Origin of the sequence: Limnohabitans sp., assembly GCF_040400975.1 — a bacterium.
GTDB lineage: Bacteria > Pseudomonadota > Gammaproteobacteria > Burkholderiales > Burkholderiaceae_C > Limnohabitans_A.
The window spans coordinates 108,500-135,066 of the sequence record NZ_JBBAPF010000005.1 but is presented as its reverse complement, the minus strand read 5'-3'; the positions used below and the strand labels follow the sequence as shown (position 1 = coordinate 135,066).

25 protein-coding genes are annotated in these 26,567 nt (G+C 59.8%); 11 read left to right on the top strand and 14 right to left on the bottom strand.

All coding sequences use genetic code 11. The features are described 5' to 3' along the window. Nucleotides 1–1,087 (bottom strand): AI-2E family transporter (locus tag ABWQ00_RS05455; RefSeq protein ID WP_353237664.1); only part of this gene is annotated, 1,087 nt, incomplete at its 3' end. Between the two features lie 130 nt (nucleotides 1,088–1,217). Here ABWQ00_RS05455 and purM point away from each other — a divergent pair. Next, nucleotides 1,218–2,249, top strand: a complete 1,032-nt coding sequence (gene purM, locus ABWQ00_RS05450; RefSeq protein WP_353237663.1) for a phosphoribosylformylglycinamidine cyclo-ligase — start codon at nucleotides 1,218–1,220, stop codon at nucleotides 2,247–2,249. An 80-nt stretch (nucleotides 2,250–2,329) separates the two neighbouring features. On the opposite strand, the gene ABWQ00_RS05445 is transcribed toward purM, so the two are convergent. Together ABWQ00_RS05445 and murJ are read right to left on the bottom strand one after the other, a co-directional pair. Then, the gene (locus ABWQ00_RS05445; protein WP_353237662.1) at nucleotides 2,330–3,190 is read right to left on the bottom strand and encodes a SirB1 family protein; all 861 of its coding nucleotides are present in this window, start codon (nucleotides 3,188–3,190) and stop codon (nucleotides 2,330–2,332) included. 10 nt (nucleotides 3,191–3,200) lie between these two features. Continuing rightward, complete coding sequence (gene murJ / locus ABWQ00_RS05440) at nucleotides 3,201–4,766, bottom strand: murein biosynthesis integral membrane protein MurJ (RefSeq protein WP_353237661.1); 1,566 nt, start codon at nucleotides 4,764–4,766, stop codon at nucleotides 3,201–3,203. 172 nt (nucleotides 4,767–4,938) lie between these two features. Between murJ and rpsT the strand changes: the two genes are divergently transcribed. After that, the gene (gene rpsT, locus ABWQ00_RS05435) at nucleotides 4,939–5,241 is read left to right on the top strand and encodes a 30S ribosomal protein S20 (protein WP_353237660.1); all 303 of its coding nucleotides are present in this window, start codon (nucleotides 4,939–4,941) and stop codon (nucleotides 5,239–5,241) included. 264 nt (nucleotides 5,242–5,505) lie between these two features. Here the strand turns inward: rpsT and ABWQ00_RS05430 are convergent, their stop codons facing one another. Next, the gene (locus ABWQ00_RS05430) at nucleotides 5,506–5,826 is read right to left on the bottom strand and encodes a DUF3579 domain-containing protein (RefSeq protein WP_353237659.1); all 321 of its coding nucleotides are present in this window, start codon (nucleotides 5,824–5,826) and stop codon (nucleotides 5,506–5,508) included. A gap of 187 nt (nucleotides 5,827–6,013) precedes the next feature. Here ABWQ00_RS05430 and ABWQ00_RS05425 point away from each other — a divergent pair, with 187 nt between their 5' ends. The 8 genes from ABWQ00_RS05425 to ABWQ00_RS05390 all read left to right on the top strand — a co-directional run bounded on the left by ABWQ00_RS05425 (nucleotide 6,014) and on the right by ABWQ00_RS05390 (nucleotide 14,173). Further along, the gene (locus tag ABWQ00_RS05425) at nucleotides 6,014–7,216 is read left to right on the top strand and encodes an aspartate aminotransferase family protein (RefSeq protein ID WP_353237658.1); all 1,203 of its coding nucleotides are present in this window, start codon (nucleotides 6,014–6,016) and stop codon (nucleotides 7,214–7,216) included. Further along, nucleotides 7,213–8,148 (top strand): ornithine carbamoyltransferase, encoded by a 936-nt coding sequence (gene argF, locus ABWQ00_RS05420; RefSeq protein WP_353237657.1) that lies wholly within the window; start codon nucleotides 7,213–7,215, stop codon nucleotides 8,146–8,148. Before ABWQ00_RS05425 ends, argF begins: the two co-directional genes overlap by 4 nt. Nucleotide 8,149: 1 nt before the next feature. Beyond that, on the top strand, nucleotides 8,150–8,458 hold the full coding sequence (locus tag ABWQ00_RS05415; RefSeq protein ID WP_353237656.1) for a YkgJ family cysteine cluster protein: 309 nt from the start codon (nucleotides 8,150–8,152) through the stop codon (nucleotides 8,456–8,458). Nucleotides 8,459–8,525: 67 nt separating this feature from the next. Next, nucleotides 8,526–9,152 carry an arylformamidase gene (gene kynB, locus ABWQ00_RS05410; RefSeq protein WP_353237655.1) on the top strand — a complete coding sequence of 209 codons (627 nt, stop codon included), beginning with the start codon at nucleotides 8,526–8,528 and terminating at the stop codon, nucleotides 9,150–9,152. Nucleotides 9,153–9,175: 23 nt separating this feature from the next. Then, complete coding sequence (gene kynU / locus ABWQ00_RS05405; protein ID WP_353237654.1) at nucleotides 9,176–10,462, top strand: kynureninase; 1,287 nt, start codon at nucleotides 9,176–9,178, stop codon at nucleotides 10,460–10,462. 10 nt (nucleotides 10,463–10,472) lie between these two features. Further along, a complete protein-coding gene (gene kynA, locus ABWQ00_RS05400) occupies nucleotides 10,473–11,354 on the top strand; it encodes a tryptophan 2,3-dioxygenase (protein ID WP_353237653.1) in 882 nt (293 codons plus the stop codon). A gap of 87 nt (nucleotides 11,355–11,441) precedes the next feature. After that, nucleotides 11,442–11,909 carry a (2Fe-2S)-binding protein gene (locus tag ABWQ00_RS05395; RefSeq protein ID WP_353237652.1) on the top strand — a complete coding sequence of 156 codons (468 nt, stop codon included), beginning with the start codon at nucleotides 11,442–11,444 and terminating at the stop codon, nucleotides 11,907–11,909. Further along, entirely contained in the window at nucleotides 11,906–14,173 is a 2,268-nt protein-coding gene (locus ABWQ00_RS05390) for a xanthine dehydrogenase family protein molybdopterin-binding subunit (protein ID WP_353237651.1), read from the top strand. The genes ABWQ00_RS05395 and ABWQ00_RS05390 overlap by 4 nt, the downstream gene beginning before the upstream one ends. 55 nt (nucleotides 14,174–14,228) lie before the next feature. Here ABWQ00_RS05390 and ABWQ00_RS05385 read toward each other — a convergent pair whose 3' ends face one another. Beyond that, complete coding sequence (locus ABWQ00_RS05385) at nucleotides 14,229–15,221, bottom strand: Bug family tripartite tricarboxylate transporter substrate binding protein (protein WP_353237650.1); 993 nt, start codon at nucleotides 15,219–15,221, stop codon at nucleotides 14,229–14,231. Nucleotides 15,222–15,272: 51 nt separating this feature from the next. Next, nucleotides 15,273–16,037 carry an RraA family protein gene (locus tag ABWQ00_RS05380; RefSeq protein ID WP_353237649.1) on the bottom strand — a complete coding sequence of 255 codons (765 nt, stop codon included), beginning with the start codon at nucleotides 16,035–16,037 and terminating at the stop codon, nucleotides 15,273–15,275. 71 nt (nucleotides 16,038–16,108) lie between these two features. Between ABWQ00_RS05380 and ABWQ00_RS05375 the strand changes: the two genes are divergently transcribed. Further along, nucleotides 16,109–16,903, top strand: a complete 795-nt coding sequence (locus ABWQ00_RS05375; protein ID WP_353237648.1) for an IclR family transcriptional regulator — start codon at nucleotides 16,109–16,111, stop codon at nucleotides 16,901–16,903. A 127-nt stretch (nucleotides 16,904–17,030) separates the two neighbouring features. Here ABWQ00_RS05375 and ABWQ00_RS05370 read toward each other — a convergent pair whose 3' ends face one another. The 8 genes from ABWQ00_RS05370 to acnB form a co-directional block, all read right to left on the bottom strand. Then, nucleotides 17,031–18,260, bottom strand: a complete 1,230-nt coding sequence (locus ABWQ00_RS05370) for a lytic murein transglycosylase (protein ID WP_353237647.1) — start codon at nucleotides 18,258–18,260, stop codon at nucleotides 17,031–17,033. Beyond that, nucleotides 18,257–19,483, bottom strand: coding sequence for an FAD-dependent monooxygenase (locus tag ABWQ00_RS05365; RefSeq protein WP_353237646.1), 1,227 nt, complete (start codon nucleotides 19,481–19,483; stop codon nucleotides 18,257–18,259). Before ABWQ00_RS05365 ends, ABWQ00_RS05370 begins: the two co-directional genes overlap by 4 nt. Nucleotides 19,484–19,544: 61 nt before the next feature. Continuing rightward, nucleotides 19,545–19,994 (bottom strand): type II toxin-antitoxin system VapC family toxin, encoded by a 450-nt coding sequence (locus ABWQ00_RS05360; protein WP_353237645.1) that lies wholly within the window; start codon nucleotides 19,992–19,994, stop codon nucleotides 19,545–19,547. Nucleotides 19,995–19,997: 3 nt separating this feature from the next. After that, nucleotides 19,998–20,261, bottom strand: coding sequence for a type II toxin-antitoxin system Phd/YefM family antitoxin (locus ABWQ00_RS05355; RefSeq protein WP_353237644.1), 264 nt, complete (start codon nucleotides 20,259–20,261; stop codon nucleotides 19,998–20,000). A 106-nt stretch (nucleotides 20,262–20,367) separates the two neighbouring features. After that, a complete protein-coding gene (locus ABWQ00_RS05350) occupies nucleotides 20,368–21,363 on the bottom strand; it encodes an aldo/keto reductase (protein ID WP_353237643.1) in 996 nt (331 codons plus the stop codon). Nucleotides 21,364–21,530: 167 nt separating this feature from the next. Then, nucleotides 21,531–22,493: an MBL fold metallo-hydrolase gene (locus ABWQ00_RS05345; protein ID WP_353237642.1), complete on the bottom strand. Its 963-nt coding sequence runs from the start codon at nucleotides 22,491–22,493 to the stop codon at nucleotides 21,531–21,533. 191 nt (nucleotides 22,494–22,684) lie between these two features. Next, on the bottom strand, nucleotides 22,685–23,707 hold the full coding sequence (locus ABWQ00_RS05340; protein ID WP_353237641.1) for an alpha/beta hydrolase family protein: 1,023 nt from the start codon (nucleotides 23,705–23,707) through the stop codon (nucleotides 22,685–22,687). 238 nt (nucleotides 23,708–23,945) lie between these two features. Next, the gene (gene acnB, locus ABWQ00_RS05335; RefSeq protein ID WP_353237640.1) at nucleotides 23,946–26,537 is read right to left on the bottom strand and encodes a bifunctional aconitate hydratase 2/2-methylisocitrate dehydratase; all 2,592 of its coding nucleotides are present in this window, start codon (nucleotides 26,535–26,537) and stop codon (nucleotides 23,946–23,948) included. Nucleotides 26,538–26,567 lie beyond the last annotated feature (30 nt).

Here is a 26,567-nt window from a genome sequence, read left to right as displayed (position 1 = left end):
CTCCTGAACCACTTTTTTGGTACAGATCGCTTTGCAGATACTGATCGCGCAAACGGCGCAAGCCCACCAGCAAAACCGCACTGGCAGGCAAAGCCATCAACACACCCACAAAGCCGAACACTTGGCCAAAAGCCATCAAAGACAAGATCACAGCGAGCGGGTGCAAGCCAATACGCTCCCCCACCAATCGGGGGGTGAGTACAAAACTCTCCAACAACTGCCCCAGTCCATACACCACGGCCACCATGACCAAAGCCTGTGCCGAGGCAAACTGCAACAATCCAGCCAGCAAGGCCAGCACCAAGCCAAGACCAAATCCCAAATAAGGGACAAACACGGCCAAGCCCGTGAAAACGCCAATGGGCAAAGCCAAATCCAGACCAAACAGCCACAAACCTAGGGTGTAAAAGACCGCCAGAGCCAACATCACCAAGAGTTGCCCGCGCAAGTACTCGCCCAAGACCAGATCGCAGTCGCGCATGAAACTGTCAAAGCGCACCCGCCAAGACGGGGGTACCAAGACCAATACACTGTTCACCAGCCGTGCCCAGTCGTACAGCATGTAAAACAAGGCCACAGGCACCAGCACCGCATAGCCAGCCAAAGCCAAAGCCACACTGCCACCCAATTTGAGCGAGGACATCAAAGGCGCCCACCAGTCACCCCGGTTGGCACTCAAATAACTGACCAAGTGATTCCTCAGCTCGGCAAAGTCCAAGGAGATGTTCAATCCCAGCTGGGCCAACAAGGGTTTGACTACTTCGCCCACACGGTCCAGCAAGACCGGCAATTGCTGCTGAAGCAAAGGCCATTCGCGCACTAAGATTGGCACCAACAGCAAAAACAAACCCAAAAGCGCCAACAAGGCCACGGCTTCCACCAAGACCACGGCCAAGGCGCGAGGCAAACGGGGCCCGGCCAAGCCCTCCAGCTTGAGCACCAAAGGATGTAAAACATAGGCCAATACGGCAGCAATAACAAAAGGGGCCAAAACCGGCGCCAGCAGCCAAAAAACCACCAGCAGAACCAAACCCACACCCAACCAAGCGGCCAATCGGGTCATCAAAAAAGGAAGGGGTGCTTGCATGGGTTCGTCTGTTTTGTCAGGATTGACCAAGATGCGTCGAGGGCAAGCCTTAAAATAGAACTCGATTTTAGACTGCCAGCCCGTTGACGGGCCCCTGCCTCACTCTGAATGCCCTGTGCGGGCCAAAACCATGACTCAAACCCCTCTTTCGTACAAAGACGCTGGCGTCGACATCGTTGCAGGCGACGCGCTGGTGGAGCGCATCAAACCGCTGGCCAAGAAAACCATGCGTGACGGGGTGCTGGCTGGCATCGGCGGTTTTGGTGCGCTCTTTGAAGTGCCCAAACGCTACAAAGAACCTGTGCTGGTCAGCGGCACCGACGGCGTGGGCACCAAGCTCAAGCTGGCATTTGAGTGGGACATGCACGACACCGTGGGCATCGACTTGGTGGCGATGAGCGTCAACGATGTGCTGGTGCAAGGGGCCGAGCCACTTTTCTTTTTGGACTACTTCGCCTGCGGCAAACTGGACGTGGACACCGCAGCTGCCGTTGTGGGCGGCATTGCCAAAGGCTGTGAGCTGTCAGGCTGCGCATTGATCGGCGGTGAAACGGCCGAGATGCCCGGCATGTACCCCGCTGGCGAATACGACCTGGCCGGTTTTGCGGTCGGGGCGGTCGAAAAATCCAAAATTCTCACAGGTCAAAACGTCAAAGCAGGCGATGTGGTGCTGGGCTTGGCGTCCAGCGGCGTGCACTCCAACGGCTTTTCACTGGTGCGCAAATGCATCGAGCGCGCAGGCTCCAATGCCCCCATTGCCCTGGACGGCCAGCCTTTCAAGCAAGCCCTGATGGCGCCTACTCGGCTTTATGTGCTGAACGTCTTGGCGGCGCTGGCAGCACACCCCATCAAGGCCTTGGCCCACATCACCGGTGGTGGCTTGCTCGAAAACATCCCCCGCGTGCTGCCCGATGGCCTGGCTGCACACCTGCAAAAAGGCAGTTGGCCTCAGACCGAGTTGTTTGCCTGGCTGCAACAAACGGCAGGCATCGACGACATAGAGATGAACCGGACTTTCAACAACGGCATTGGCATGGTGGTGGTGATCGGCGAAAGCGAAGCCGAGGCCTGCGCAGCGACCTTGCGTGCATTGGGTGAGCAGGTGTTCACGATTGGCCGCATCGCGCCTCAGGGCGACATGGCCCAAGTGGTGGTCGCCTGATCGCAGTCGACGCTTCTTTTTGAATGCTTCAGCGGGCAGGCCTTGAGCAGGCCCTTCTCTGACACCACACGGGACGAAGATCAAAGACCAGAGAGCTCGCTCACCCGGTCCCGGAGCGCCGCCGTGTCGGGCGCTGAAGGGGAGGCTTCCAAATAAAGCCGCAAATCCTGCAAAGCTTCGTGCACCTGTCCCAATTCGGCATGCACCAATCCCCGGTCTCGCCGCTCGGTCCAGACTTCGGGCAGCAAAACAACCAAACGGTCTTGCACTTGCAACATGCGTGGCCAATCCTCTTGTGATCTGAAAATCTCTTTCAAATTACGCAGCATGCGGGCCAGCACATCACGCGGTGGACACGCTTGCAGATACAAACCCAAAGGTGTTTCACCATCGTCCAGGTCGGGTGCAGCTTTTTGATCAGCGGGCTCGCGGTAAGGGCTCAAACGCTCGGCCAAATTGTCCAAGCCCAAAGACTCGCCAGTAAGAGGGTCCAAAACCACCAAGCCCCCCTCCAACGACACCTTGACCAAAAAATGACCTGGAAAAGAAACGCCATGCGCTTGCAAGTCCAGCGCTTGGGCCAACTCCAGCCAAACCACCGCCAAAGAAATAGGGATGCCGCGACGCCTGCGCAGCACTTCATTGATGTAGCTGTTTTCAGGGGCGTAATAATCGTTGGCATTGACGCCAAAGCCCAGATCTTTGTAAAAAACTTGCGTCAATATGGCCAAACGGGTCAGGTCGTCGGCGTCATCGGGCATGCGCGCCGTGACCCTTTTGAGCAAGCGCGCCACATCGTCCAGCACCTGCTGCACATCCATCGCAGGCTCTTCGTCTTGCGCCAAACTTGCCGCGGCTTCCAGAAGTGGAAACTGATCGTCGCTTTGCACCAAACTGGCAAAGTAGCTCAAAGGGGTCAAAGGTGACAGGTTCAAGGACATGAGAAGAATTTCAACGCTTGAGGAAAGACTTGAGCCTGATTCCCGTGGCCCACAACACACCAAAATAAAGCAGCCCTGCACTCATCAAAACAAGCGCCATCCAACCGATGCGCGACCAGGCCTCTTGGCGCATGGCCACCCAATTCAGATGGTGTGCAGCCGACCACAACAAGGCCGTGAGCAAAGCCGTCGCCAGCAACACCTGAAAAGCAAAACGCCACCAGCCCGGTTGCGGTTTGTACACACCCTTGCGCAGCAAGCCCCACAACAACCAAAGTGCGTTGACCAAGGCCCCTAAACCGATGGACAAAGCCAGTCCAGCATGGGCCAAAAAAGGCACCAGCATCAGGTTGAAAACTTGCGTCAACACCAGCACCACCACTGCGATGCGCACAGGCGTTCGAATGTCTTGGCTGGCGTAATAACCCGGCGCCAACACCTTGATGGCCACCAAACCCAACAAACCCACACCGTAACCCGTCAAAGCCAATGTGGTTTGTTGCACATCGCGATCGGTGAACGCCCCATAGTGGTAAAGCACCGACACCAAAGGCTGCGAAAACACCAGCAAGGCAGCAGCACACGGCAAAGCCAAAAGCAAGACCAAACGCAGACCCCAATCCAACATGGCGGCATAACGGTCATCGTCGTCCTTGGCTTTGGCCGCAGCCAACTGAGGCATCAAGACCACCCCCAGGGCCACCCCCAAAATCGCAGTCGGGAACTCCATCAAACGATCGGCATACGTGAGCCAACTGACGCTGCCAGGTGCCAGGTGCGAGGCAATTTGTGTGTTGATCAACAAGGAAATTTGGGCCACGCCGACACCCAACAGGGCGGGACCCATGAGACGCAAGATGTTCAAGGTGGCGGGGTTGGCCCAGGCTTTTTTAACCGCCGAGGGCCGCACACCCAAGCGGGGCAACAAACCCAATCGAGCCAAAGCGGGGATCTGCAAAGCCAACTGCAACACCCCGCCAAGCATGACCCCCACAGGCAAGGCGTAAATGGCCTCCACACCCTGTCGGGCAAACCAAGGGGCCAACCACCAAGTGGCCCCAATCACGCTGACGTTCAACAGCACTGGGGTAGCTGCAGGCACCGCAAAGCGCTTCCATGTGTTCAAAATACCGGCAGACAATGCCACCATGGACATGAAAGCGATGTAGGGAAACATCCAGCGAGTCATGTTCACCGCGGCATCATACCCCCGCGCATCTTGCTGCAAACCACTGGCCATGGCCCACACCAACCAAGGCGACACCAACACACCCAAAATCGACAAGGCCAGCACCGACCATGCCAAAGCCGTGGCCGCGCTGTCGATCACTTCCTTGGTGGCCTCGTCGCCATGTTGGGCGCGGCTGGCAGCCAGCACCGGTACAAAAGCCTGGCTGAAAGCCCCTTCGGCAAACAGACGCCGAAACAAATTAGGAATGCGAAAGGCCACATTGAAGGCGTCGGTCAAGGCATTGGCGCCAAACATCGACGCCATAAGCAACTCGCGCACCAAACCCGTGACCCGGGAGGCCAGGGTAAAAATCGACACAACAGAGGCAGATCGGAGGAGGCTCACAAAGGCCGAGTGTAGCGGCCACTTCCCTGCTTGCCCGCAATGCCATGACCGCGTGATGGATTGAGGCACCGACCCGCGCTGGCGATCAACTGAAGCGCCGAACACCGTTTTCGGGTCTGCTAGAATACCAGGTTCGCTGGACATCATCCTCAGACACTGAAAGAACTCCTATATGGCATCCGCTAAACCCAAAAAGAAAAACCCCCGTCTTGCTTCCGGCCGTAAACGCGTCCGCCAAGACATCAAGATCAACGCCGCGAATTCCTCGCTGCGTTCCAAATACCGCACCGCTGTGAAAAACGTCGAAAAAGCCGTTGCAGCAGGCGACAAGACCAAAGCCACTGAGTTGTTTGCCAAGATGCAAACCGTAGTGGACACCATTGCCGACAAGGGCATCTTCCACAAAAACAAAGCTGCTCGTGACAAGAGCCGCCTGAGCGCCAAGGTCAAGACTTTGGCTCTTTCCGCAGCCTGATCCGCTCCACCAGATCAACAGCCCGGCGAGGCTTTTGCTTCGCTGCCGTTTGAAACGGGTGCGCTGTCCGCGAACACTGAACCGCCTTGGTGCAAACCAACGGCGGTTTTTTCATGGGCGCTCTCAATTCGCTGAGGGCAGGGCACTGGCGGGTTCCTCATGACTCGCTTCGCTCGAAAAAAATCGTCACCCACCAATGCCCTGCCCCCAGCTCGGCGAACTGGCAATAAGAAACCGCCCTTGGGGGCGGTCGGTTCTTGCTTCTTATTTTTTGGGCGGTGGATCGGGCAGCAAACAGGCTTCAGCCACTTGCAGACCATTGTCTTTGGCGAAGTTCATCACAAAGTCCCAGGCCATGACGTCGTGATCGCGCAGGTCATGGTGCACCACCACGCATTTCACATGTCCCATGGTGGTGGGAATGCACCAAGGCGAATAACTCAGGTGGCTGCCGGGAACCGCGCCACCAGGACGGAACTGGCTCATCACGCCTGCCAAGCGTTCAGCCCAATCGCTGGGTCTAAATGTCTTTCCGTCATGGGTAATGCCTTGAATGAAAACTTCTTTGGCGGAGTTGGAGACCATCGGATAGAGGGGTTGAAGTGGAGACCAAACGCACCGGGATCACCGCTGCATTTGTGTGCTGAGTATTGTATCTTATATAAGACCAACACCCATACAGATAACCCTGAAGTTCAGAGGCAACTGCCCCTAAAATATCCATCCAACGGCCCCACACCATCGGGCCGATTTTTATTTCAGGAGTTCACGCATGTCCGCTCACATTGAAGCCGCCTCACCGCACACCATGAACACCTATGGCCGACTGCCTATCGCACTCAGCCATGGTCAGGGTTGCCGAGTTTGGGACGTCAATGGCAAGCCTTATCTGGATGCCCTTGCTGGCATCGCCGTGAACACCCTGGGCCACAACCACCCCGATTTGGTGCCTGCCTTGCAAGACCAAGTCAGCAAGATGATCCACAGCTGCAACTACTTCCATGTGCCCAACGCAGAAGTGCTGGCGGCCAAGTTGGTGGAGCTGTCGGGCATGACCAACGTGTTTTTCTGCTGCACGGGCCTGGAAGCCAACGAAGCGGCCATCAAGCTGGCGCGCAAATACGGCCACGACAAGGGCATCGACAAGCCCGAGATCGTGGTTTACGAAAAAGCCTTCCATGGCCGCAGCATCGCCACCTTGAGCGCCACCGCCAACGAAAAGCTGAAAAAAGGCTTTGGCCCGATGTTGGAAGGTTTTGTGCGTGTGCCGGTCAACGACATCGAAGCCCTGAAAAAAGCCACCGAAGGCAACCCCAATGTGGTCGCCGTGTTCATGGAAACCATCCAGGGCGAAGGCGGTATCAACCCAATGCGCATCGAATACCTGCAGCAAGTCCGCGCCCTGTGCGACCAGAAAGACTGGCTGATGATGGTGGACGAGGTGCAGTGCGGCATGGGCCGCACCGGCAAGTGGTTCGCGCACCAGTGGTCCGGCATCGTGCCCGACGTGATGCCACTGGCCAAAGGTCTGGGCTCGGGTGTGCCTATTGGCGCGGTGGTGGCTGGCCCCAAGGCCGCGCACATCTTCCAGCCCGGCAACCACGGCACCACTTTTGGTGGCAACCCATTGGCCATGCGTGCGGGGGTCGAAACCATCCGCATCATGGAAAAAGACGGTGTGATGGCCAACGCCGCCAAAGTAGGTGCGCATTTGCACGGCGCACTGGATAAGGCCCTGGCAGGCTTACAAGGCGTGAAAGAAGTGCGCGGCCAAGGCCTGATGCTGGGCATTGAACTCGACCGCCCTTGCGGCGCCATTTGGACACGCGCCGCAGAAGCTGGTCTATTGCTGAGTGTGACGGCAGACAGCGTGATCCGCCTGGTGCCCCCGCTCATCATGACCGAGGCTGAAGCCGACGAAGTGGTCGCCATTTTGGTGCCCTTGATCAAGACCTTCTTGGCAGAAACGCCATGAGCAACGCCCCAGCGCCCGTGCGGCATTACCTGCAGTTCACCGACCTGAGCACCGAAGAATACGCGCACGTGCTGGCGCGTGCCGCAGAGATCAAACGCAAATTCAAGGCCTACGAAAAGTACCACCCGCTGGCCGACCGCACACTGGCCATGATCTTTGAAAAAGCCAGCACCCGCACCCGCGTGAGCTTTGAAGCGGGCATGTACCAGCTCGGTGGCTCGGTGGTGCACCTGACCACGGGCGACAGCCAACTGGGCCGCTCCGAGCCCATCGAAGACAGCGCACGCGTCATCAGCCGCATGACCGACATCGTCATGATCCGCACTTACGGTCAAGACAAAATCGAGCGTTTTGCCTCGCACTCGCGCGTGCCCGTCATCAACGGCCTGACCAACGAATTCCACCCCTGTCAGATCCTGGCCGACATCTTCACCTTCATCGAGCACCGGGGATCCATTCAGGGGAAAACTGTGGCTTGGGTTGGCGACGGCAACAACATGGCCAACACTTGGCTGCAAGCGGCCGACTTGCTGGGCTTCACGGTGCACCTGAGCACGCCCAGCGGCTACGAAGTGGACCAGGCCGTGGCCGGTTTGCGCAGCGCCGACAGCTACAAAATCTTCAAAGACCCCGAAGACGCCTGCCGAGGCGCCGACCTGGTGACCACCGACGTTTGGACCAGCATGGGCTTTGAGGCAGAAAACGAAGCGCGCAAGAAAGCCTTTGCCGATTGGTGTGTGGACGAAGCCATGATGCAAGCGGCCAAGCCCGACGCCCTGTTCATGCACTGTCTGCCCGCCCACCGAGGCGAAGAAGTCAGCGCCGAAGTCATCGACGGCCCACAATCGGTCGTCTGGGACGAGGCCGAAAACCGCATGCATGTGCAAAAGGCACTCATGGAGTTTTTGCTCTTGGGCCGCGTAAACGCCTGACATGTCTGCCTGCACCACCTGCGGCGCATGCTGCGTGAGCTTTCGGGTGGACTTTTCTGTGCACGAGTTCGAAGAAGGTGGCGGCGATGTGCCCGCAGGCTTGGCCTCGCCCATCACCGAGCACACTTGCCGCATGCGCGGTACCGACCACAGCCCACCGCGCTGCGCAGCCCTCTATGGCAAGACCGGCGAAAAAGCCATTTGCGGCATTTACGAATGGCGCCCCTCGCCCTGCCGTGAGTTTGAAGAAGGCAGCCCGGCCTGCGAGCAAGCCCGACGCCGTCATGGCTTGCCTGCGCTGAACACCTGAAGTCTTTTTCCTGGTTGTTGGAAATAACCGACACCACGATTTTTGTGCGGTGCTACTTTCGCACACCATGAAAAAACTTTGGGACATTTCTCCGCCCGTGCAGGCCAGCAGCCCGGTCTTTCCGGGTGACACGCCGTACACACAACAATGGAAGGCCACGCTCTCGGACAGCTGCCCGGTCAACGTGAGCGCCATCACCCTGTCGCCGCATGTGGGCGCGCATGCCGATGCGCCACTGCACTACGACCCAATGGGCCCTGCGGTAGGTGCGCTCGACTTGGCCCCGTTTCTGGGCAGATGCCGCGTCATCCACACGCTGGACGCAGGCCCACTGATCACACTCGCGCACTTGCAGCATGCCCTGCTTGATCTGCCTCCACGGGTGCTGGTACGCACATACCGCCAGTTTCCTCTCGCGCTGTTCGACCCCCAGCTCACCGGCTTTGACCCAGCCTGCGTGCAGCACCTGGCCGATTTGGGCGTGCTGCTGATCGGCACCGACAGCGCCAGCATCGACCCAGCCGACAGCAAGCAACTGCCCAGCCACCAGGTGATCCGCCAACGCGGCTTGCGTGTGCTGGAAAACCTGCTGCTCGATGAGGTGCCCGAAGGCGATTACGAGCTGATCGCCCTACCCCTCAAACTCATGAGCGCCGACGCCAGCCCCGTGCGGGCGGTCTTGCGCGAACTTTGAAACACTCTTTGAAAAACACACCCATGTTGAACCTCACACCCACGCTGCAAGACTGCGAACTGCTGGACCAACAAGACCCCTTGCACAGCCTGCGCGAGCAATTCGATTTACCCCCCGGTGTGATTTATCTGGACGGCAACTCGCTGGGCGTGCTGCCCAAAACCGTCCCAGCACGCGTGGCCCAAGCCGTCACCCACGAATGGGGGCAAGACCTGATCAAAAGCTGGAACACCGCAGGCTGGTTCACCCTGCCCCAGCGCGTGGGCGACAAGATTGCCCGCGTCATTGGCGCTCAAGCAGGTGAAGTGATCGCCGCAGACAGCACCTCGATCAACCTGTTCAAAGTGTTGGCCGCTGCGATGCATATCGCCGCCGCAGACCACCCGCACAAAACCAAAATCATCAGCGAACGCAGCAATTTCCCCACAGACCTTTACATCGCCGAAGCCCTGTGCAAAGAGCGCGGCTACACGCTGCAACTGGTCGAAGCTGATGAGATCGCCACCGCCATGCAAGCCGATGTGGCGGTGCTCATGCTCACCCATGTGAACTACCGCACCGGCGCCATGCATGACATGCAGACCCTCACCGCGCAGGCTCACGCGCACGGCATTCTCACCGTGTGGGACCTGGCGCACAGCGCGGGCGCGGTGCCGGTGGACTTGAACGGCTCGGGGGCCGACTTTGCGGTGGGCTGCGGCTACAAATACCTCAACGGCGGCCCCGGTGCGCCGGCCTTTGTGTGGGTCCATCCGCAACACACGGACCGCTTTTGGCAACCGCTGGCCGGCTGGTGGGGCCATGCCGCGCCCTTTGCCTTCACACCCGATTACCAACCTGCACAAGGCATCACGCGTTACCAGTGCGGCACACAACCCATCCTGAGCCTCACGGCACTCGACTGTGGCTTGGATGCTTTTTTGAGCGCCGAAGCGCTGGGTGGCATGGCCGCGCTGCGTCAAAAATCGCTGGCCCTCACGGGTCTGTTCATGCAACTGGTGCGCACCCGCTTGCACGGGCACGGCTTTGGCATCGCCACCCCGGCCGAAGAAGCCCTGCGCGGTTCACAAGTGAGCCTGACCCGCGCTGAAGGCGCTTACGCCATCGTACAGGCCCTGATCACGCGCGGTGTGATCGGCGACTTCCGTGCGGGGGACGGTGGTCATCACCCAGACATCTTGCGCTTTGGCTTCACACCGCTTTACATCGCCTATGCCGATGTGTGGCGCGCGGCAGATCAGCTTTGCCAAGTCATGGCCAGCGGCGAATGGGAAGACGCCCGCTTTGCCCTGAAGAACGCCGTGACCTGAAAAGCCCGCCATGAGTTCCTGCCCTTTCTCCACCACCCCCCATACGGCCAGCGCAGCGCCCGGTGAGCGCATCGTGCAAGAAGAAAAAGCCCAGCTCGACTTTGACGGGCGCATGAGCTACGGCGACTACCTGCAGCTCGGTGCCATTCTGAACGCCCAAAAACCGCTCTCGCCCGACCACAACGAAATGCTGTTCATCGTGCAGCACCAAACCAGCGAGCTGTGGATGAAGCTGATGCTGCACGAGCTGCAGGGGGCCATGCACAACATCGCGACCGATCAATTGCCCGACACCTTCAAAAAGCTCGCCCGCGTCAGCAAGATCATGGAGCAGCTGGTTCACGCTTGGGACGTGCTGGCCACCATGACGCCGCCCGAATACAGCGCCATTCGGCCCTATTTGGCGCAGTCGAGCGGCTTTCAAAGCTGGCAATACCGCTGCATTGAATTTGTGATGGGCAACAAAAACGCGCTCATGCTTCAGCCCCACGCGCATCGTTCTGATCTTTCGGCCATCGTGCAAGCCGCCTACGAAGCGCCTTCGCTGTACGACGAATGCCTGCGTCTGTTACAACGCCGAGGTCTGGATGTGCCGAGCAGCCACACCCAGCGCGATTGGCGAGCGCCCTACCCGGCCAGCGAGGCGGTCGAAAACGCCTGGCTGGTGGTCTACCGTAACCCGCAGCAGCACTGGGACCTCTACCAACTCGGCGAAGAGTTGACCGACTTGGAAGACGCCTTCCGCCTGTGGCGCTTTCGGCATGTCACCACGGTAGAGCGCGTGATCGGCTTCAAACGCGGAACCGGGGGCACAAGCGGCGTGAGCTACCTGCGCAAGATGCTCGATGTGGTGCTGTTCCCCGAAATTTGGACGCTGCGCACGCAACTGTGAAGTGCTTCACCCAGAACGGATCGATCAACCACAAAGAAGTGCATTCATTTCCACTAACATGCCTGCTTCCACCACAGGGGATAAGACTTGCAACTGAACATCAACGGTCAAATCCGCACCGCCAACGCCGACCCCAGCACGCCCTTGCTCTGGGTGCTGCGCGACGAGCTGAACCTCACCGGCACCAAATTCGGCTGCGGCATCGCCGCTTGCGGGGCCTGCACGGTGCATGTGGGCGGCCAGCCCGTGCGCTCGTGCGTGATGCCTGTGTCTGCGGTGACCAATCAACAGATCAAAACCATCGAGTCCTTGGGCACAGCAGATAAGCCCCACCCCCTGCAAGCCGCGTGGATCGCTGAGCAGGTGCCGCAATGCGGCTACTGCCAAAGCGGCATGCTGATGGCCGCTGCAGCTTTGCTGGACAAACACCCCAACCCCAGCGACGCCGACATCGACGCCGCCATGACCAACCTGTGCCGATGCGGCACTTACCAGCGCGTGCGCGCCGCCATCCACCGCGCTGCGGGCAGCATCAAGAAAGGCGGTGCCGTATGAAACGCCGCACTTGGTTGCTCAGCGCCCTGGGCGCCACCGGCGCATTGGTGGTCGGCTGGGGTGTCATGCCCGCCCGCTCACGCCTGGGCTCACCCGAGCTCATGCTCAAAACCCAAGGCGATGTCGCCCTGAACGGCTGGATCAAGATCGCAGCCGACGGTGCCGTGGTGCTGGCCATGCCCCGCAGCGAAATGGGCCAGGGCGTGCACACGGCGCTGGCCATGTTGGTGGCCGAAGAATTGGACGTGCCTTTGAGCCGCGTGCGCTTGGAACAAGCCGGGGCCGACAGCATTTACGGCAACGTGGCCATGCTGGTAGCCAGCCTGCCCTTTCACCCGCTGGACAGCGAGGGCGAGCACAAGCCCACCAAGATCAAGATGAGCGAATGGCTGGTGGGGAAAATCGCCCGCGAATTGGGCATCAACGCCACCGGTGGGTCATCCTCTATTGCTGACCTGTGGGACCCTTTGCGCATGGCCGCTGCCACGGCCCGCGCCAGCCTGCTGCAAGCCGCTGCTGCGGCGTGGAAAGTGCCCGTCAGCGAAATCACTGTCGCCCAAGGCTTGATGCAACACGCTTCGGGCACATCGGCGCACTACGGCCAAATGGTGGCCACCGTTTCGGGCAGCACCCCCTCGGACATTCAAACCAAATCGCGTGAACGCTGGCAGCTCATCGGTCAACCCGCACCGCGCACCGACATCCCCTCCAAAGTCACAGGTCAAGCCACTTTCGGCCTGGATGTGCGACTGCCCGGCATGCTGTTTGCCGCAGTACAGATGTGCCCCATGCTGGGCGGCAGCGCTGCGTCCATGGACACGAAAGACGCCTTGGCGTTGAAAGGTGTTTCTAAAGTCGTGCCGCTGGGCGCCTGGGGCGGCGGCACCGCAGGCTTGGCCGTGGTGGGGCAAACCACCTGGCACGCACGCCAAGGTGTTCAGGCCGTCAAAGTGCAGTGGCAAGCACCTGCCACGGGCGCGGTGGACACCCAGCGCATCCAGGCCGATCTGCTCAATGCCCTGAACACCGAAAGCGGCTTCACTTTCCACGAACAAGGCGTGCCCACCCAAGCTGAAAAAGCCGCCACCACCCGCATCGACGCGCTGTACCAAGCGCCCTACCTGGCCCACGTCACCATGGAGCCGATGAACTGCACAGCGCAAGTCAAAGATGGCAAGGTCGAGATTTGGGTGCCCACACAAGTGCCGCAAATGGCCCGTGACATGGCTGCCAAAGTGGCCAAGGTCGACAAAGAAAAAGTCACCGTCCATGTGACCCAACTGGGCGGGGGTTTCGGTCGTCGCCTGGAAGTCGACTTTGTCGGCCAGGCTGTGCAAGTGGCCATGGCCTGCGAGGGCCAACCGGTGCAACTGAGCTGGTCCCGCGAAGAAGACATGAAGCACGACTTTTACCGGCCCATGCACCTGGCCAAGTTCCAGGCCTCGCTGGACGAGAAAGGCCAAGTCAGCAGCTTGCGCATCAAGTCTGCTGGCGACGCCATCTCTCCGCGCTGGATGGCGCGTGCTGTGCCCGTGCTGTCCGGCCCCATCGACATGCCCGACAAAACCACCTCCGAAGGCCTGTTCGATTTGCCCTACGGTTTTGCCAGCCAACAGATGAACCATGTGGCCACCCAATCGGGCGTGCCGGTGGGCTTTTGGCGCTCGGTCGGCCATTCGCACAACGCCTTCTTCTCAGAAAGCTTCATCGACGAGCTGGCCACGGCCACAAAACAAGACCCATTGGCCTTCCGCCTGGGCTGGCTCAAAGACGCGCCGCGTTACGCCGCCGTGCTGCAACTGGTGGCCGACAAAGCGGGCTGGGGCAAGCCTCTGCCCACAGGCCGTGCGCAGGGCATCGCGCTGCACAAATCCTTTGGCTCCATCGTGGCGCAAGTGGCTGAAGTGTCCCTGGCCAAGGGCCAGATCCGCGTGCACCGCGTGGTCTGTGCCATCGACTGCGGCACCGTGGTCAACCCTGACACCGTGGCCCAACAAATGGAAAGCAGCGTGGTCTATGCCTTGAGCGCCGCGCTTTTCGGCCAAATCGACATCGTGGGCGGCGTGGTGCAACAAAGCAACTTTGCTGACGCGCCCATGCTCACACTCAGCCAGACCCCGGTGGTGGAAACCCACATCGTGCCCAGCACCCGCCACCCGGCGGGCGTGGGCGAACCGGCGGTACCGCCCTTGGCTCCGGCAGTGGGCAATGCACTGTTTACCCTCACGGGCCAACGGAAAAGAGATTTGCCGCTAAGGATGTGAACTCAGCCCCCGCGCAGAGGCTTGGGGACTTAGCCATGGGGCCGCATTGCAACCGTCATTCCACTTTGATATTCGCCTCTTTGACGGTGCGGCCATATTGGATCGTTTCAGCTTTGAGGAACTTCGCGAAATCAGCTGTACTGTTCCCCACAGGATCTGCGCCCAAAGTCGCGAAACGTTCGGTCAGATCCTTGTCATTCACAAACTTGGCAATCGCCGCTTGAATCTGCTCAATGATGGCCGCTGGCGTCCCCGCCGGCGCCATCAGTCCATTCCAGCTGTCGGCCTCGAAGCCCGGGACCACATCGGCCACGGGAGCCAAGTCAGGAGCCATCGGACTGCGACCTGGACTGGACACTGCAAGTCCGATCAATCGCCCGGAGCGTATCAGAGGCATCGCAGTCACTGCGGTGTCAAACATCAGATCAACGTTGTCCCCCATGAGGGCCTGCAATGCTGGCGCACTGCCGTTGAATGGCACATGCAGCACGTTGATGCCTGCCATCAACTTGAGCTGCTCGACAGCCAGACCCCCGCTGGTGACCGTGCCAAACGACGCGAAATTAATCTTGCCGGGCTCCTTTCGGGCTTTCTGGACCAGTTCAGCCATGTTTTTCACACCCAGTCCGGGCCGGGCAACCAAGAACAGCGGATATTTGGCGACCATGCTGATCGGCAAGAGGTCCTTGGCAGGGTCGTAGTTGATCTTCCCCATCATCGTGGACGGCGCCAATGTGATGGCCGTCGGCGAGGCCAACAGCAATGTGTAGCCATCGGCTGGCGAGCGCGCCGTCAACGATGCCGCCAGTGTCCCGGCCGCGCCCGGACGATTCTCGACGACCACCGACCCACCCAATGCAGGCCCCAGCTTATTAGCGATCAAGCGCGCCATCACGTCTGATGCGCCGCCGGGCGGAAAGCCCACCAGAATCTTGATCGGGCGACTGGGCCAAGCCGCTGTCTGGCTCCAGGCGCTTGACATGCCCATCAGGGCGGCGAAAGCCGATACGGCCGCAATGCGGAAAATACGCTTGTATGTGTTGAGCATGTCAGCTCCTTGTTTCGATGGTCAGAAAATGAAAAATTAAAGGCGGGCGAATCAGAAATAACCGCCCTTTTGGGTGATCTCCTCGATGGTCTGCCCCTCCTCCACCCAGGAGAAGATCTTTTTTTCGTTGGCGACCACCTCCTCGGCTCGCAGCAACACTTCGACCGCCAGGTCGCGGGGCACGCAAACCGCACCATCGGCGTCACCCAGAATCAAGTCGCCCGGCCGCACGAATACGTCGCCGATCTGTACCGGGATCTGGTAGTGCGTGATCATCGTGCGACCCAGCGCACCATTCGGGCTTCGAAACCGGTAATACACGGGGAACTGCTTGTCTTCGATCTGCTGTGTATCCCTGATCCCCCCGTCGACCAGCGCACCGCGTACGCCTTTGCGAGCCACCGTGGCGGTCATGACCCCGCCCCACAGGGTGGCACGGGAATCGTCCGACGTGTCCCAGACCACGAACGCGTCGGCATGAAGGTCATCGAGCATGCGGCCACGAAAATCGAGTTCACCGCTGATGATGGTATTCGGAGCGCTTTTGATGGTGAAGGCAATACCTGCCACTGTGCGCTGTGGCCGCAACGCCAGCAGATGCCCAGGAAAGGCCTGGTTGATCAAGCAACGTTCACGCAGCACGTCACAGACCACTGCAGCCTGAACTTTTTCGTAACGCGCCAGCAACGTAGCGACTTCCATCCCCAACGGAGCGTCTGACTTCGCCTCACGCAAGGCGGTTAGCTTTTCCACGTTCATCATTCCTGGGGGTTTGGACGCCACCGCGGTGGTTGGTGATGTCGATGCAGTTGCCATGGGTCATGCTCCTCTGTTAAAGTATCATATATGAGACGTTTATCGTCTGTGATTCAATATAGCAGATCAATATGATTCGTCAAGACAAGCCAGCTTCAGACTCATCCGCACCCGCCGTCGAACGCACGATCCAGATCTTGCGTTCGATCGGCAGTCATCCGCCTGGGCTGAGCGCGCAAGCCTTGTGTGACCAAACATCGACGCCGCGCGCCACGATGTACCGCATCCTCAAAGTCTTGCAGCAGCACGGATTCGTGCAGCAAACCGCCGAGCCGCCGAACCTGTACCAACTGGGCCCGGCACTTGTGCAGCTTGGAGGCATGGCACCCCGGCCGCGTGATTTGGTGGAACTAGCACGCCCAGTCATGCAGCGACTGGCCTTCAGCATCAGAGAGACCGTCAAGCTGGTCGTCGTCGACGGGCTAGAGGCCTTGACATTGGCAGTGGCAGACACCGGACTGGAAGCGCGCGTTATGTCGAGACTTGGTACGCGCGTGCCGTTGCACATTGGCGTGTCACAACGCCTTCTTTTGGCCCATCAACCCTCGCCCGTGATCCGTCAGATACTGGCCGCAAAGCTGGAAAAGCGCACATCACACACCATCACAAACCCCGCTGTGCTTCGCGCAAGCTTGGAGTCGTTGCGCCGGGCCGAGTCCGCGCAAGGTCAATCCGAGGGCAGCGATGGTGTTGGTGCTGCCGCAACGCTGATCCGAGGGTCTCAGGACCAGTTACTGGGAGCTTTGGTCGCGGTCTACATTCACACAGGTAAGACTGCGGCACAACTCACGGCCTTTAGTCTTGCCGTGGAACAAGCGGCGCAGGAAATATCATCCTGGCAGGTTTCACTCAGTCCCACACGCTAAAACCCATCAAGATTCAGCCAGCTATCGGTCGATATCTACAGCAGCAACATTTAGCCTGTCCACGCAACAGCACAGGGTATCGGGGCGGCCCAAGGCATGAAGATACCCAGCGATGCTCAACTGGCGCTCAGCCCCCGCGCAGCGTCTTGAGAATTTTTTGGCCACCACGGCCGTTGGCCTCCATACCCAGACGCTTTTGTTCGGCGCGGATCGCCTCACGCGATTTGTCGCCCAGCATGCCGTCGATGGGGCCGATGTCGTGGCCGCGCAGAGTCAACAGGCCTTGCAGCTCGCGCCGCTCGGCGCGTGACAAGCCAGCATCGTCGGTCGGCCAAGGCGTGGCGAATGGGCCACCGCCGCGCAAGCGATCGCTCAAGTGGGCAATCGCCAAGCCGTAGCTTTCGGCTGCGTTGTAGCTGTACAGCGCATCAAAGTTGCGCGTCACCAAAAAAGCCGGGCCATTGGCCCCCGCCAGCGTCAGCAAACCCACGTTGCCCAAACTTTCTGGCAAGGCAGCGCCATCGATGCGGCGCACGCCACGGGCGGTCCATTCAGAAACCGGACGCTTGCTGCGCCGGCCTTCTCCAGCCAAAGAGATGCCTGCTGGCAACTTCACCTCGATGCCCCAAGGCAGGCCACTTTGCCAACCCGCACGGGCCAAAAAGTTGGCGGTCGAGCCCAACGCGTCCACGCTGCTGTCCATCAGGTCGGCGCGGCCATCGCCGTCAAAGTCCACCGCCAAGCGTTCAAACGTGGTGGGCATGAACTGCGTGTGCCCAAAGGCCCCCGCCCACGAGCCCACCAAGCGCTCAGGCGCAATGTGCCCGGCTTGCAAAATTCGCAAGGCCGCGAAAAACTCGCCCCTGAAAAAACTTTGACGCCGCCCGTGGCACGACAGTGTGCCCAGCGCTTGCACCAAAGGGTATTTGCCAAAGGTTTGGCCAAAATTGCTCTCCACACCCCACACCGCCACCACTGTGGCAGGGTCCACGCCAAATCGATCCTCGGCACGTACCAGCGCCTGGCGATGCTGAGTCAAACGGGCCGCGCCATCGCTCACGCGTTCTTCGTCCACCAGAGCCGACATGTAGTCCCAAATGGGCATCCGAAACTCCGGCTGAAAGTTCAGCTTTTCGATCACGCTGAAGTCGGCCTGCAGGCCCGCCGTGTGCCGCGTCCAAGTGGCGTCGCTCACCTTGCCTGTACGAGCTGCCGGACGCAGCTCGGCCATACAAGCAGACAAATCGGTGCTTTGCGCCCAAGCTGAGGGGGCGAGCAGCGCGCTGACCAGCGCCGCGCTCATGGCGGCAACCCGCACGAGGGCCATGGTGAATGGCTTGGATGGACGTGGTGTCATGAAGATAAGTCCCTGAAAGTTGATCGACCGCCCGCAATTGGCCCACCGCTGTACAACCAAGGCACATCCATCACGCGCTCGCCCAACAGGCGCATTGACAAGTTGCGCCCCCAAGCCACAGGGCCCGTCGCGTGGAAGATGCGGCCATTGCGGATGGCCCGTGCTTGCACGCGCGCATTGCGTGCCCAGCGTTGCGCAGCATAAGCCTGCAACTGCTCGGTCACCGTCGCACTGCGCTGGCCCAAGCACTGCGCCAAGGCTTGTGCGTCTTCGATGGCCATGCCCGCGCCTTGGGCCAGATAGGGGCGCATCGGGTGCGCAGCATCGCCGAGCAAGGCCACACGGCCTTGCGCCATTTCGTATGCCCCGGCCATCGGCGCACGATCGTGCAGCGCCCACTGCCGCCAAGCAGACACCGATGCCAAACGCTCGTGCAAATCACGACCCACCGTGCCCATGGCCTGCATCAGTGCCTGGGTGTTCCCGGTCTGATCCCATTCTTGGGCTTGGTCTGGCTTGGTGCCGTGCACGATGGCCACCAGGTTGAGCCACTGCCCGCTTCGCACCGGGTAGTGCACCACATGCAGTCGCGGCCCCATCCACACGGTGATCTGGTCGCTGCGCAAATACGCAGGCAAATCGGCCTGTGCCACGAGCGCCCGATAAGCCAGGTGCCCCGTAAAGCGCGCCGGGGCATCGCCCAGCAACTGCTGGCGCACGGCGCTCCACACGCCATCGGCACCGATCAGCGCATCGGCTTGTAGGCTGGGACCATCGGCGGTACGCACCTCCAAACCATCAGCGCTCTCGCGCCAGCCATGCACCGTTTGGCCCAAACGCACTTGCACGCCTGCGGCAAATGCGGCGTCGTGCAACAGACTTTGCAAATCGGCCCGGTGGATGGTGGCGTAAGGCGCGCCATAGAGCGCTTGCGCCCGCGCGCCCAAGGTCAGCGTGCCCAGCACCTGCCCGGTTTGGGCATCACGTGCTTGCAACTGCTCCGGGAAAGCCGCCAACTGCGCCAGCGCAGTACCCAAGCCCCAGGCCTCCAAAATTCGAGTCACATTCGGCCCGATCTGGATGCCCGCGCCCACCTCGCTCAGCTGCGGTGCGCGCTCAAGCAACTGCACAGGCACGCCATGCTGCGCGCACGCCACGGCAGCGGCCAGGCCGCCAATCCCGCCGCCTGCGATCACCACCTGTTTGTGCTCATGGCTTGTCATGCTGGGATTGTGCGGTAAGACCCAATTTGAAATCGCAAGCACTTGATCGAAGGCCCGTGCTTCAAGCACCCATCAACACCGGCAAGCCCTGCACCTCAGAAAAGTCTCTGTCATGCGTGACCAAGGCTGCCGCCCCAATCTGAAGCGCAGAGGCCAGCTGAACCGCATCGGGCAGCTTCAGGCGGTATTGCACCCGCAACTGGGCTGCCAGACTGGCCACCGCAGCGGACAAAGGCACCACCTGGTAAGCGCCCAAAGCCGCCTCGTAACGTTTGGCCAAAGCCGTCTGGCCCGCCTTGAAAGGTCCAGTCAGCACCTCGGCCAATGTCACGGTGCTCAAGGCCAGTTGGATCTGGCCACGCTCAGCGGCTTCAAACAGGCCCAAAAAACGGGGAGCAAATTCGGCATGGTCTTCGAGCAAGTAAATCCAGGGCGCGGTGTCCACCAGCACCGTAGCCCCTTCGCTCAAGCCACCCCAAAGCGAGGCAGCAGCACGGGCACGCTTGGCCATCGCTCAGGCCCACTCTTCGCGCAACTTCGCCACTGCCGTAGCCGCACCCTGCGGCCACAAGCTGCGCCCCGAACCACGCAAGGCCAGAACACCGCCTTGCTTCAATGAGCGGGCTTGTTCCTCACGCCACTGCTCCACCGGCACCACCACCGCCACCGGTTTGCCGTGGCGCGTGATCACCGTGCTGTACCCCGCTGCCGCCTCCGAGGCGATGAGGGGCAATTGAGCGCGGGCTTGTTCGAGTCCGTATTGCGCGGTATCTGACATGGCCAACTCCCTTGATTTATGTACAGACTGTACAGAAATTTTACAGCACTTGTCAATGGGCCCTGCTCCCTCCACCAACGGTCAGTGGAAAACAAACACGCGGTTTTCAGCGCCCATTCAAAGGGTATGAAGGGTCGTTGTACCCCGGCGTGGACGGGTGCCCTGGTGTCACCAGGCTGTTGACCAAGGCTTCGTCCTCGGAGGTGATCTGCACCGCTAAAGCACCTGCATAGTCTTGCCACTGGGCCAAGGTGCGCGGGCCAGCGATCACTGCGCTCACATGGCGGTTGGCCAACACCCAAGCTGTGGCAAAGTGGGCCAAAGACACGCCTTTGCGCTTGCAATGCTGCAACAAAATTTGGGCCACTTGCAGGGACTCTTCGCGGAACTCGGTCTCCAAAATACGCTTGTCACCCCGCGCAACGCGGCTGCCTTCTTGGGGTGTTTGCCCCGGCGCATATTTGCCCGTCAACACGCCCCGCGCAATCGGGCTGTAGGGCACCACACCCAAACCATAGTGACCGCAGGCCTCCAGAATTTCCACCTCGGGCAAACGGTTGAGCAGGTTGTAATAAGGCTGACACACCACCGGGCCGGGCATGTTCATCTGGCGGGCCATGTTGACCATCTCGGCAATGCGCCACCCCCGGAAGTTGGACACACCCCAATAACGGATCTTGCCGTCGCGCAGCAAAGCCTCGATGGCCCGCAAAGGATCTTCAAGGCTCATGCCGTTGTAGTCGCGGTGCAGGTAATAAATGTCCAAGTGGTCGGTGTCCAAACGGCGCAAACTGTCTTCACAGGCACGCAACATCCAACTGCGCGAATAGCCTTGGTGGTTGGGAAAATCCGACATCGGGTTCCCGACCTTGCTGGCCAAGACCCAGTGCTGGCGCTGGCCCTTCAGGATTTGGCCCACCATCTCCTCTGACTTACCCCGCGTGTACACGTCCGCGGTGTCGATGAAGTTGCAGCCTTTTTCGTGCGCATCGGCCACGATGGCGCGCGCATCTTCCAGCGGCGTTTGGTCACCAAACATCATGGTGCCCAGGCACAGGCGTGAGACTTTCAGGGGGCTCTTGCCCAAGGTGGTCAATTGCATGTCGCATTCTCCAAAAAACAGAGATGCCGAAAGCGCCTTGGGCTCTGGTTCTCGGCACACCAAATATCTTAACCATGCGCCTTGTATTGGACTGTCCAAAACGGACACAAAAAAACCCACGCCTTACGGGCGTGGGCTTTTTTTGGAGGGCAGCTGCCGTGATGCGATCAAGCCATCGGGACAAACTGGTAACCATGGCCAGAGGGCGTGATGGAACCAAAGGCCGGGAACGGAAAGTGAAAACCACCGGCCACCATTTTTTCTTTGACCAGCATGTCAAAGATGCGGCGGCGGCTTTGGCGGGCCATCTCTGGGTTCATGTCAAACACCACAGCCCAATCGGGGTTGCGTGCAAACAAGGATGGCACATTGGTGATGTCGGCCACATAGGCAAAGGACTGACCTTCAGAGCGCGCCGTGAACAAGGTATGCCCCGGGGTGTGGCCAAAAGCGGCCACCGACTGGATGCCTGGGGCCAAGATGCTGCCGGGCTCGAACTTGACCAATTGGTCTGGAGTCAACCCAGTCAATGCACGCCTGACGGCCCCAAAGGCGCCCTGCATCTGCGCTGGCGCGGCTGCAATGCGGGCTTCATCCGTCCAGAACGCGTGCTCAGGTGCGGGCACATGCACGCGGGCGTTGGGATAAACCAAGTTGCCGTTTTTGAAGCGCAAGCCATTGATGTGGTCGCCATGAAAGTGACTGAGCACCACGTTGTTGATGTCTTCAGGCTTGAAACCCGCAGCGGCCAGGTTGCCCAGCAACTTGCCCGTTGTGGGGGGGCCGTTGTCGGCAAAGCCTGTGTCAAACAAATAGCGTTGGTTCCCGTTGATCAACAAAAACGGGGTGTACGGCACATCGATGTAATCGGTGGGCAGGTTTTGCGAAGCCAGCAGAGCCTTGACCTGGTCGAGCGGCACGGCGGGCACGAACTCCTGACCCAACGGGCGGCGCACCGCGCCATCATTCAGGGCAATGACCTCCATGGTCCCAAGTTTCATGCGCCGAAAGCCCACCGAGGGCAAGTCGGGTGCGCCGAACTGTGGCGTGTTTTGTGACCAAACGGAAGAAAAGGTCAAGGCGGTGGCACTGGCCAAGCCTGTACCCAGAAAATGGCGGCGGTTGAGCATGTGTTCTCCAAAAAGTGTGATCACCTTACGCTTTACCGGGCCCCTGACTAAAACCCATCCGATTGACCATGGTCTGAGCTCGGACATGCATCGGGGGGTCAAAGTTGAGTCCCTCACTCAGCCTTACTCTCTTAATGCCCTGTGGAGACGACCTCAAACCCCGGCATTTTCGGCGCCAATCGGCTCCAGATCTACGGGTAACTCGCTTTGATGGCCTTCATCAGGTCAGAGACAAAACGGTTGGCGGCGTTGGAACTCGCGCCAATCCAGCCAAAGCGTTGGGAAGCCGTGGGGCCTGAACCGTAAGTGCGCATACCTCGATCGATCGGCCCCGCCAACAACCCGTGCGCTGCTTCATCGTAGAACCAAAATTCCAGCGGCTGCCCTTCTGCCTGGAGTTGCTCTCCCCATTGGTAAGGCGAAAGTCCTTGCGCAGTTGGATTGATCTGAAGACTGCAGCGTTGGGCCGTGCCTGGTGCCGCGCCCTCAGCGGGCAGATTCACCAAACAGGGGTCGGTGCGCAGGTGCATCCAGTCGTCTGCCGTTCTACCGCCATAGTTGTCGATCTTACCGAACACCATTTTCAGGGGCACCCGGATCTGATCAGGCATGCCGATCCCTGCCGAAGGCGCACCCTCAGAAAACACCATGCGGACATGCGCGGGATCAACCACAGCGGCCATGTTCAGCGCCACACTGCCACCATTGGACAAACCGTGGATATAAAGGCGTGTGGTGTCAATCCGGGCGTTTTGACGGATCCATTGATAAGCGCCCTGGGTGACTTTGAAGATCATGCGCTGGCGCGATTCATTGGTGGTGCCGGTCAAAAACAGCGAAGAGCCGCGGTACTGAAAACCGTTCATCTCATAGGCATCAAACAACAAGGTGGCCACACCTCGCGCATTCATCCGGCGAACCATTTCCAGCTCGGCTGAGCCGGGTCCATTGCCCCCGTGGGCAATGATCATCAAAGGCGGCTTGTCAGCCAGCTTGTCCGCAAAAAGACCTGGCATCGACAATTGAACGGAACGGTGGCAGGGATCGAACTCGGCCAATGGTCCTCGGACCCGATGAAAGCCGGGTCGAATTTCGAGCAACTGGGCCACGCCCGCAGGCGCTGGCCGACAATCGGATTGACCTTGCGCAGAGGTCACCAAGACCATGGCTGTGAGGAAAATGCAGACCTTGAGGCGGTGAAAAGCAAAAGCCATTGAAAAGTCTCCACGAGGCAGTTATGAGCCACCCGTATAGAGGGCAGCAATCGGTCAGAGAATACAGCGCGGCACAATTGGACAAATAGATGCCGTTGATGATCGAGACCCTGTATAGGTTCAACAATGGATAGATCAATCTGGTGGTTTAGGGCCTCAACCAGAGGTCACACCCGCTGTGATCACCAACACAAACGGCCCCGAAGGGCCGATTGTGCTGTCAGCGAGGAACGGTCTTTTAAGCCGTCACGCCCTTGGCGTTCTCCACGTACTCGTCAATCTGGTTGAAGTTCAGGTACTTGTAGATCGCCGCGCCGTCTTTGTTCACGATGCCCATGGCTTCGTGGTACTCGGCAACTGTTGGGATGTGACCCAGCTTGGACGCAATGGCTGCCAACTCGGCACTGGCCAAAAACACGTTGGTGTTCTTGCCCAAGCGGTTGGGGAAGTTGCGGGTGCTGGTGGACACCACCGTGGCGCCTTCGCGCACTTGGGCTTGGTTGCCCATGCACAGCGAGCAGCCGGGCATCTCAGTCCGGGCACCGGCCGCGCCGAAGTTGGCGTAGTGGCCTTCTTTGATCAGCTCGCTCTCGTCCATCTTGGTCGGTGGGGCGACCCACAGCTTGACGGGGATGTCGCGGCTGCCGCCGAGCAGCTTGGCCGCGGCGCGGAAGTGACCAATGTTGGTCATGCACGAGCCGATGAAGGCTTCGTCGATCTTGGTGCCGGCCACTTCGGACAAGAACTTGGCATCGTCCGGGTCATTAGGGCAGCACAGGATCGGCTCCTTGATCTCGTTCATGTCGATCTCGATGACGTGAGCGTACTCGGCGTCTTTGTCGGCTTCGAGCAAGTTGGGCGCAGCCAACCAAGCTTCAACTTTCTCGATGCGGCGCTGCAGCGTGCGTTTGTCTTCGTAACCGTTGGCGATCATGTTTTGCATGAGCACGACGTTGGACTTCAGGTACTCTTCGACCGGTTCCTTGTTGAGCTTGATCGTGCAACCCGCGGCCGAGCGTTCGGCAGACGCGTCAGACAATTCAAACGCTTGCTCGACCTTGAGATTGGGCAGGCCTTCGATTTCCAGAATGCGGCCCGAGAACTCGTTGATCTTGCCGGCCTTGGCCACGGTGAGCAGGCCTTTTTTGATGGCGTACAAGGGGATCGCGTGCACCAAATCGCGCAAGGTCACGCCAGGCTGCATTTCTCCTTTGAAGCGCACCAGGATGGATTCGGGCATGTCCAAAGGCATCACGCCGGTAGCGGCACCGAAGGCCACCAAGCCGGAACCAGCGGGGAAGCTGATGCCGATGGGGAAACGGGTGTGCGAGTCGCCACCGGTACCGACGGTGTCGGGCAACAACAGGCGGTTGAGCCAGCTGTGGATCACACCATCACCGGGGCGCAAGGACACGCCGCCTCGGTTGCTCATAAAGGCGGGCAGTTCACGGTGGGTTTTGACGTCCACGGCCTTGGGGTACGCGGCGGTGTGGCAGAAGGACTGCATGACCATGTCGGCACTGAAACCCAAGCAGGCCAAGTCCTTCAACTCGTCGCGGGTCATCGGGCCAGTGGTGTCTTGTGAACCCACGGTGGTCATCTTGGGTTCGCAGTAGGTGCCTGGGCGCACGCCTTGGCCTTCTGGCAAACCCACCGCGCGACCGACCATTTTTTGGGCCAATGTGAAACCGGCCTTGGTCGATGTGGGTACGGTGGGCAGACGGAACACCGTGGAAGCGGGCAGACCCAAGAACTCACGCGCCTTGGCGGTGAGCGAGCGGCCAATGATCAGGTTGATGCGGCCGCCAGCGCGCACTTCGTCAAAAAGCACATCGCTCTTGAGTTGGAAGGTGGTGATGGTTTCGCCGTTCTTGACGATCTTGCCGTCGTAGGGCAACACGTCCACCACGTCACCCATTTCGAGTTTGCTCACATCCACTTCGATGGGCAAAGCACCAGAGTCTTCTTGGGTGTTGAAGAAGATGGGGGCGATCTTGCCGCCCAAAGTCACACCGCCGAAGCGCTTGTTCGGCACGAAAGGAATGTCTTCACCAAAGCCCCAGATGATGCTGTTGGTGGCCGACTTGCGGCTGGAACCGGTGCCGACCACGTCGCCCACATAGGACACCAGATGGCCTTTTTTCTTGAGCTCTTCGATCATGGCGATGGGGCCGCGCTTGCCGTCTTCTTCGGGCTTGAAGGGTGCGCCTTCGCGGGTGTTTTTCAACATCGCCAGGTAGTGCAGCGGAATGTCGGGGCGGCTCCAGGCGTCTGGGGCGGGCGACAAGTCATCGGTGTTGGTCTCGCCGGGCACCTTGAAGACAGTGATGGTGATTTTCTTCTCGACTTCAGGGCGGCTGGTGAACCACTCGGCCTCGGCCCAGCTTTGCATGACTTCTTTGGCCTTGGCGTTGCCGGTCTTGGCTTTTTCGGCGACGTCGTTGAAGAAGTCAAACATCAACAGTGTTTTCTTCAAAGCTTGAGCGGCTTCGGTGGCCACTTCGGCGTCGTCCAGCAATTCAATCAAAGGGTGCACGTTGTAGCCGCCCACCATGGTCCCGAGCAACTCGGTGGCCTTGGCTTTGGAGATCAAGCCCACCTTGATTTCGCCATGGGCCACAGCGGCCAAGAAAGAGGCCTTGACCTTGGCGGCGTCGTCCACACCGGGTGGCACGCGGTGGGTCATCAAATCCATCAAAAACGCTTCTTCGCCAGCAGCGGGCGCTTTGATCAACTCGATCAATTCGGCGGTTTGCTTGGCATCCAAAGGCAAGGGTGGGATGCCAAGGGCTGCGCGTTCGGCGGCGTGTTCACGATAGGCTTTCAACATGGTTTTCTCCGGTAAGTCGAGGTTTCAAGG

Coding starts and splice junctions, on each gene's coding strand:
- ABWQ00_RS05380 (WP_353237649.1), bottom strand. CDS start 16,037: ATGGCAACTGCATCGACATCACCAACCACCGCGGTGGCGTCCAAACCC.
- ABWQ00_RS05415 (WP_353237656.1), top strand. CDS start 8,150: ATGTCTGCCTGCACCACCTGCGGCGCATGCTGCGTGAGCTTTCGGGTG.
- ABWQ00_RS05360 (WP_353237645.1), bottom strand. CDS start 19,994: ATGGCCAAGCGTGCCCGTGCTGCTGCCTCGCTTTGGGGTGGCTTGAGC.
- ABWQ00_RS05355 (WP_353237644.1), bottom strand. CDS start 20,261: ATGTCAGATACCGCGCAATACGGACTCGAACAAGCCCGCGCTCAATTG.
- ABWQ00_RS05345 (WP_353237642.1), bottom strand. CDS start 22,493: ATGCTCAACCGCCGCCATTTTCTGGGTACAGGCTTGGCCAGTGCCACC.
- ABWQ00_RS05350 (WP_353237643.1), bottom strand. CDS start 21,363: ATGCAATTGACCACCTTGGGCAAGAGCCCCCTGAAAGTCTCACGCCTG.
- ABWQ00_RS05445 (WP_353237662.1), bottom strand. CDS start 3,190: ATGTCCTTGAACCTGTCACCTTTGACCCCTTTGAGCTACTTTGCCAGT.
- kynB (WP_353237655.1), top strand. CDS start 8,526: ATGAAAAAACTTTGGGACATTTCTCCGCCCGTGCAGGCCAGCAGCCCG.
- ABWQ00_RS05365 (WP_353237646.1), bottom strand. CDS start 19,483: ATGACAAGCCATGAGCACAAACAGGTGGTGATCGCAGGCGGCGGGATT.
- kynU (WP_353237654.1), top strand. CDS start 9,176: ATGTTGAACCTCACACCCACGCTGCAAGACTGCGAACTGCTGGACCAA.
- ABWQ00_RS05390 (WP_353237651.1), top strand. CDS start 11,906: ATGAAACGCCGCACTTGGTTGCTCAGCGCCCTGGGCGCCACCGGCGCA.
- kynA (WP_353237653.1), top strand. CDS start 10,473: ATGAGTTCCTGCCCTTTCTCCACCACCCCCCATACGGCCAGCGCAGCG.
- acnB (WP_353237640.1), bottom strand. CDS start 26,537: ATGTTGAAAGCCTATCGTGAACACGCCGCCGAACGCGCAGCCCTTGGC.
- ABWQ00_RS05385 (WP_353237650.1), bottom strand. CDS start 15,221: ATGCTCAACACATACAAGCGTATTTTCCGCATTGCGGCCGTATCGGCT.
- ABWQ00_RS05425 (WP_353237658.1), top strand. CDS start 6,014: ATGTCCGCTCACATTGAAGCCGCCTCACCGCACACCATGAACACCTAT.
- rpsT (WP_353237660.1), top strand. CDS start 4,939: ATGGCATCCGCTAAACCCAAAAAGAAAAACCCCCGTCTTGCTTCCGGC.
- argF (WP_353237657.1), top strand. CDS start 7,213: ATGAGCAACGCCCCAGCGCCCGTGCGGCATTACCTGCAGTTCACCGAC.
- ABWQ00_RS05375 (WP_353237648.1), top strand. CDS start 16,109: ATGATTCGTCAAGACAAGCCAGCTTCAGACTCATCCGCACCCGCCGTC.
- ABWQ00_RS05340 (WP_353237641.1), bottom strand. CDS start 23,707: ATGGCTTTTGCTTTTCACCGCCTCAAGGTCTGCATTTTCCTCACAGCC.
- ABWQ00_RS05370 (WP_353237647.1), bottom strand. CDS start 18,260: ATGACACCACGTCCATCCAAGCCATTCACCATGGCCCTCGTGCGGGTT.
- purM (WP_353237663.1), top strand. CDS start 1,218: ATGACTCAAACCCCTCTTTCGTACAAAGACGCTGGCGTCGACATCGTT.
- ABWQ00_RS05430 (WP_353237659.1), bottom strand. CDS start 5,826: ATGGTCTCCAACTCCGCCAAAGAAGTTTTCATTCAAGGCATTACCCAT.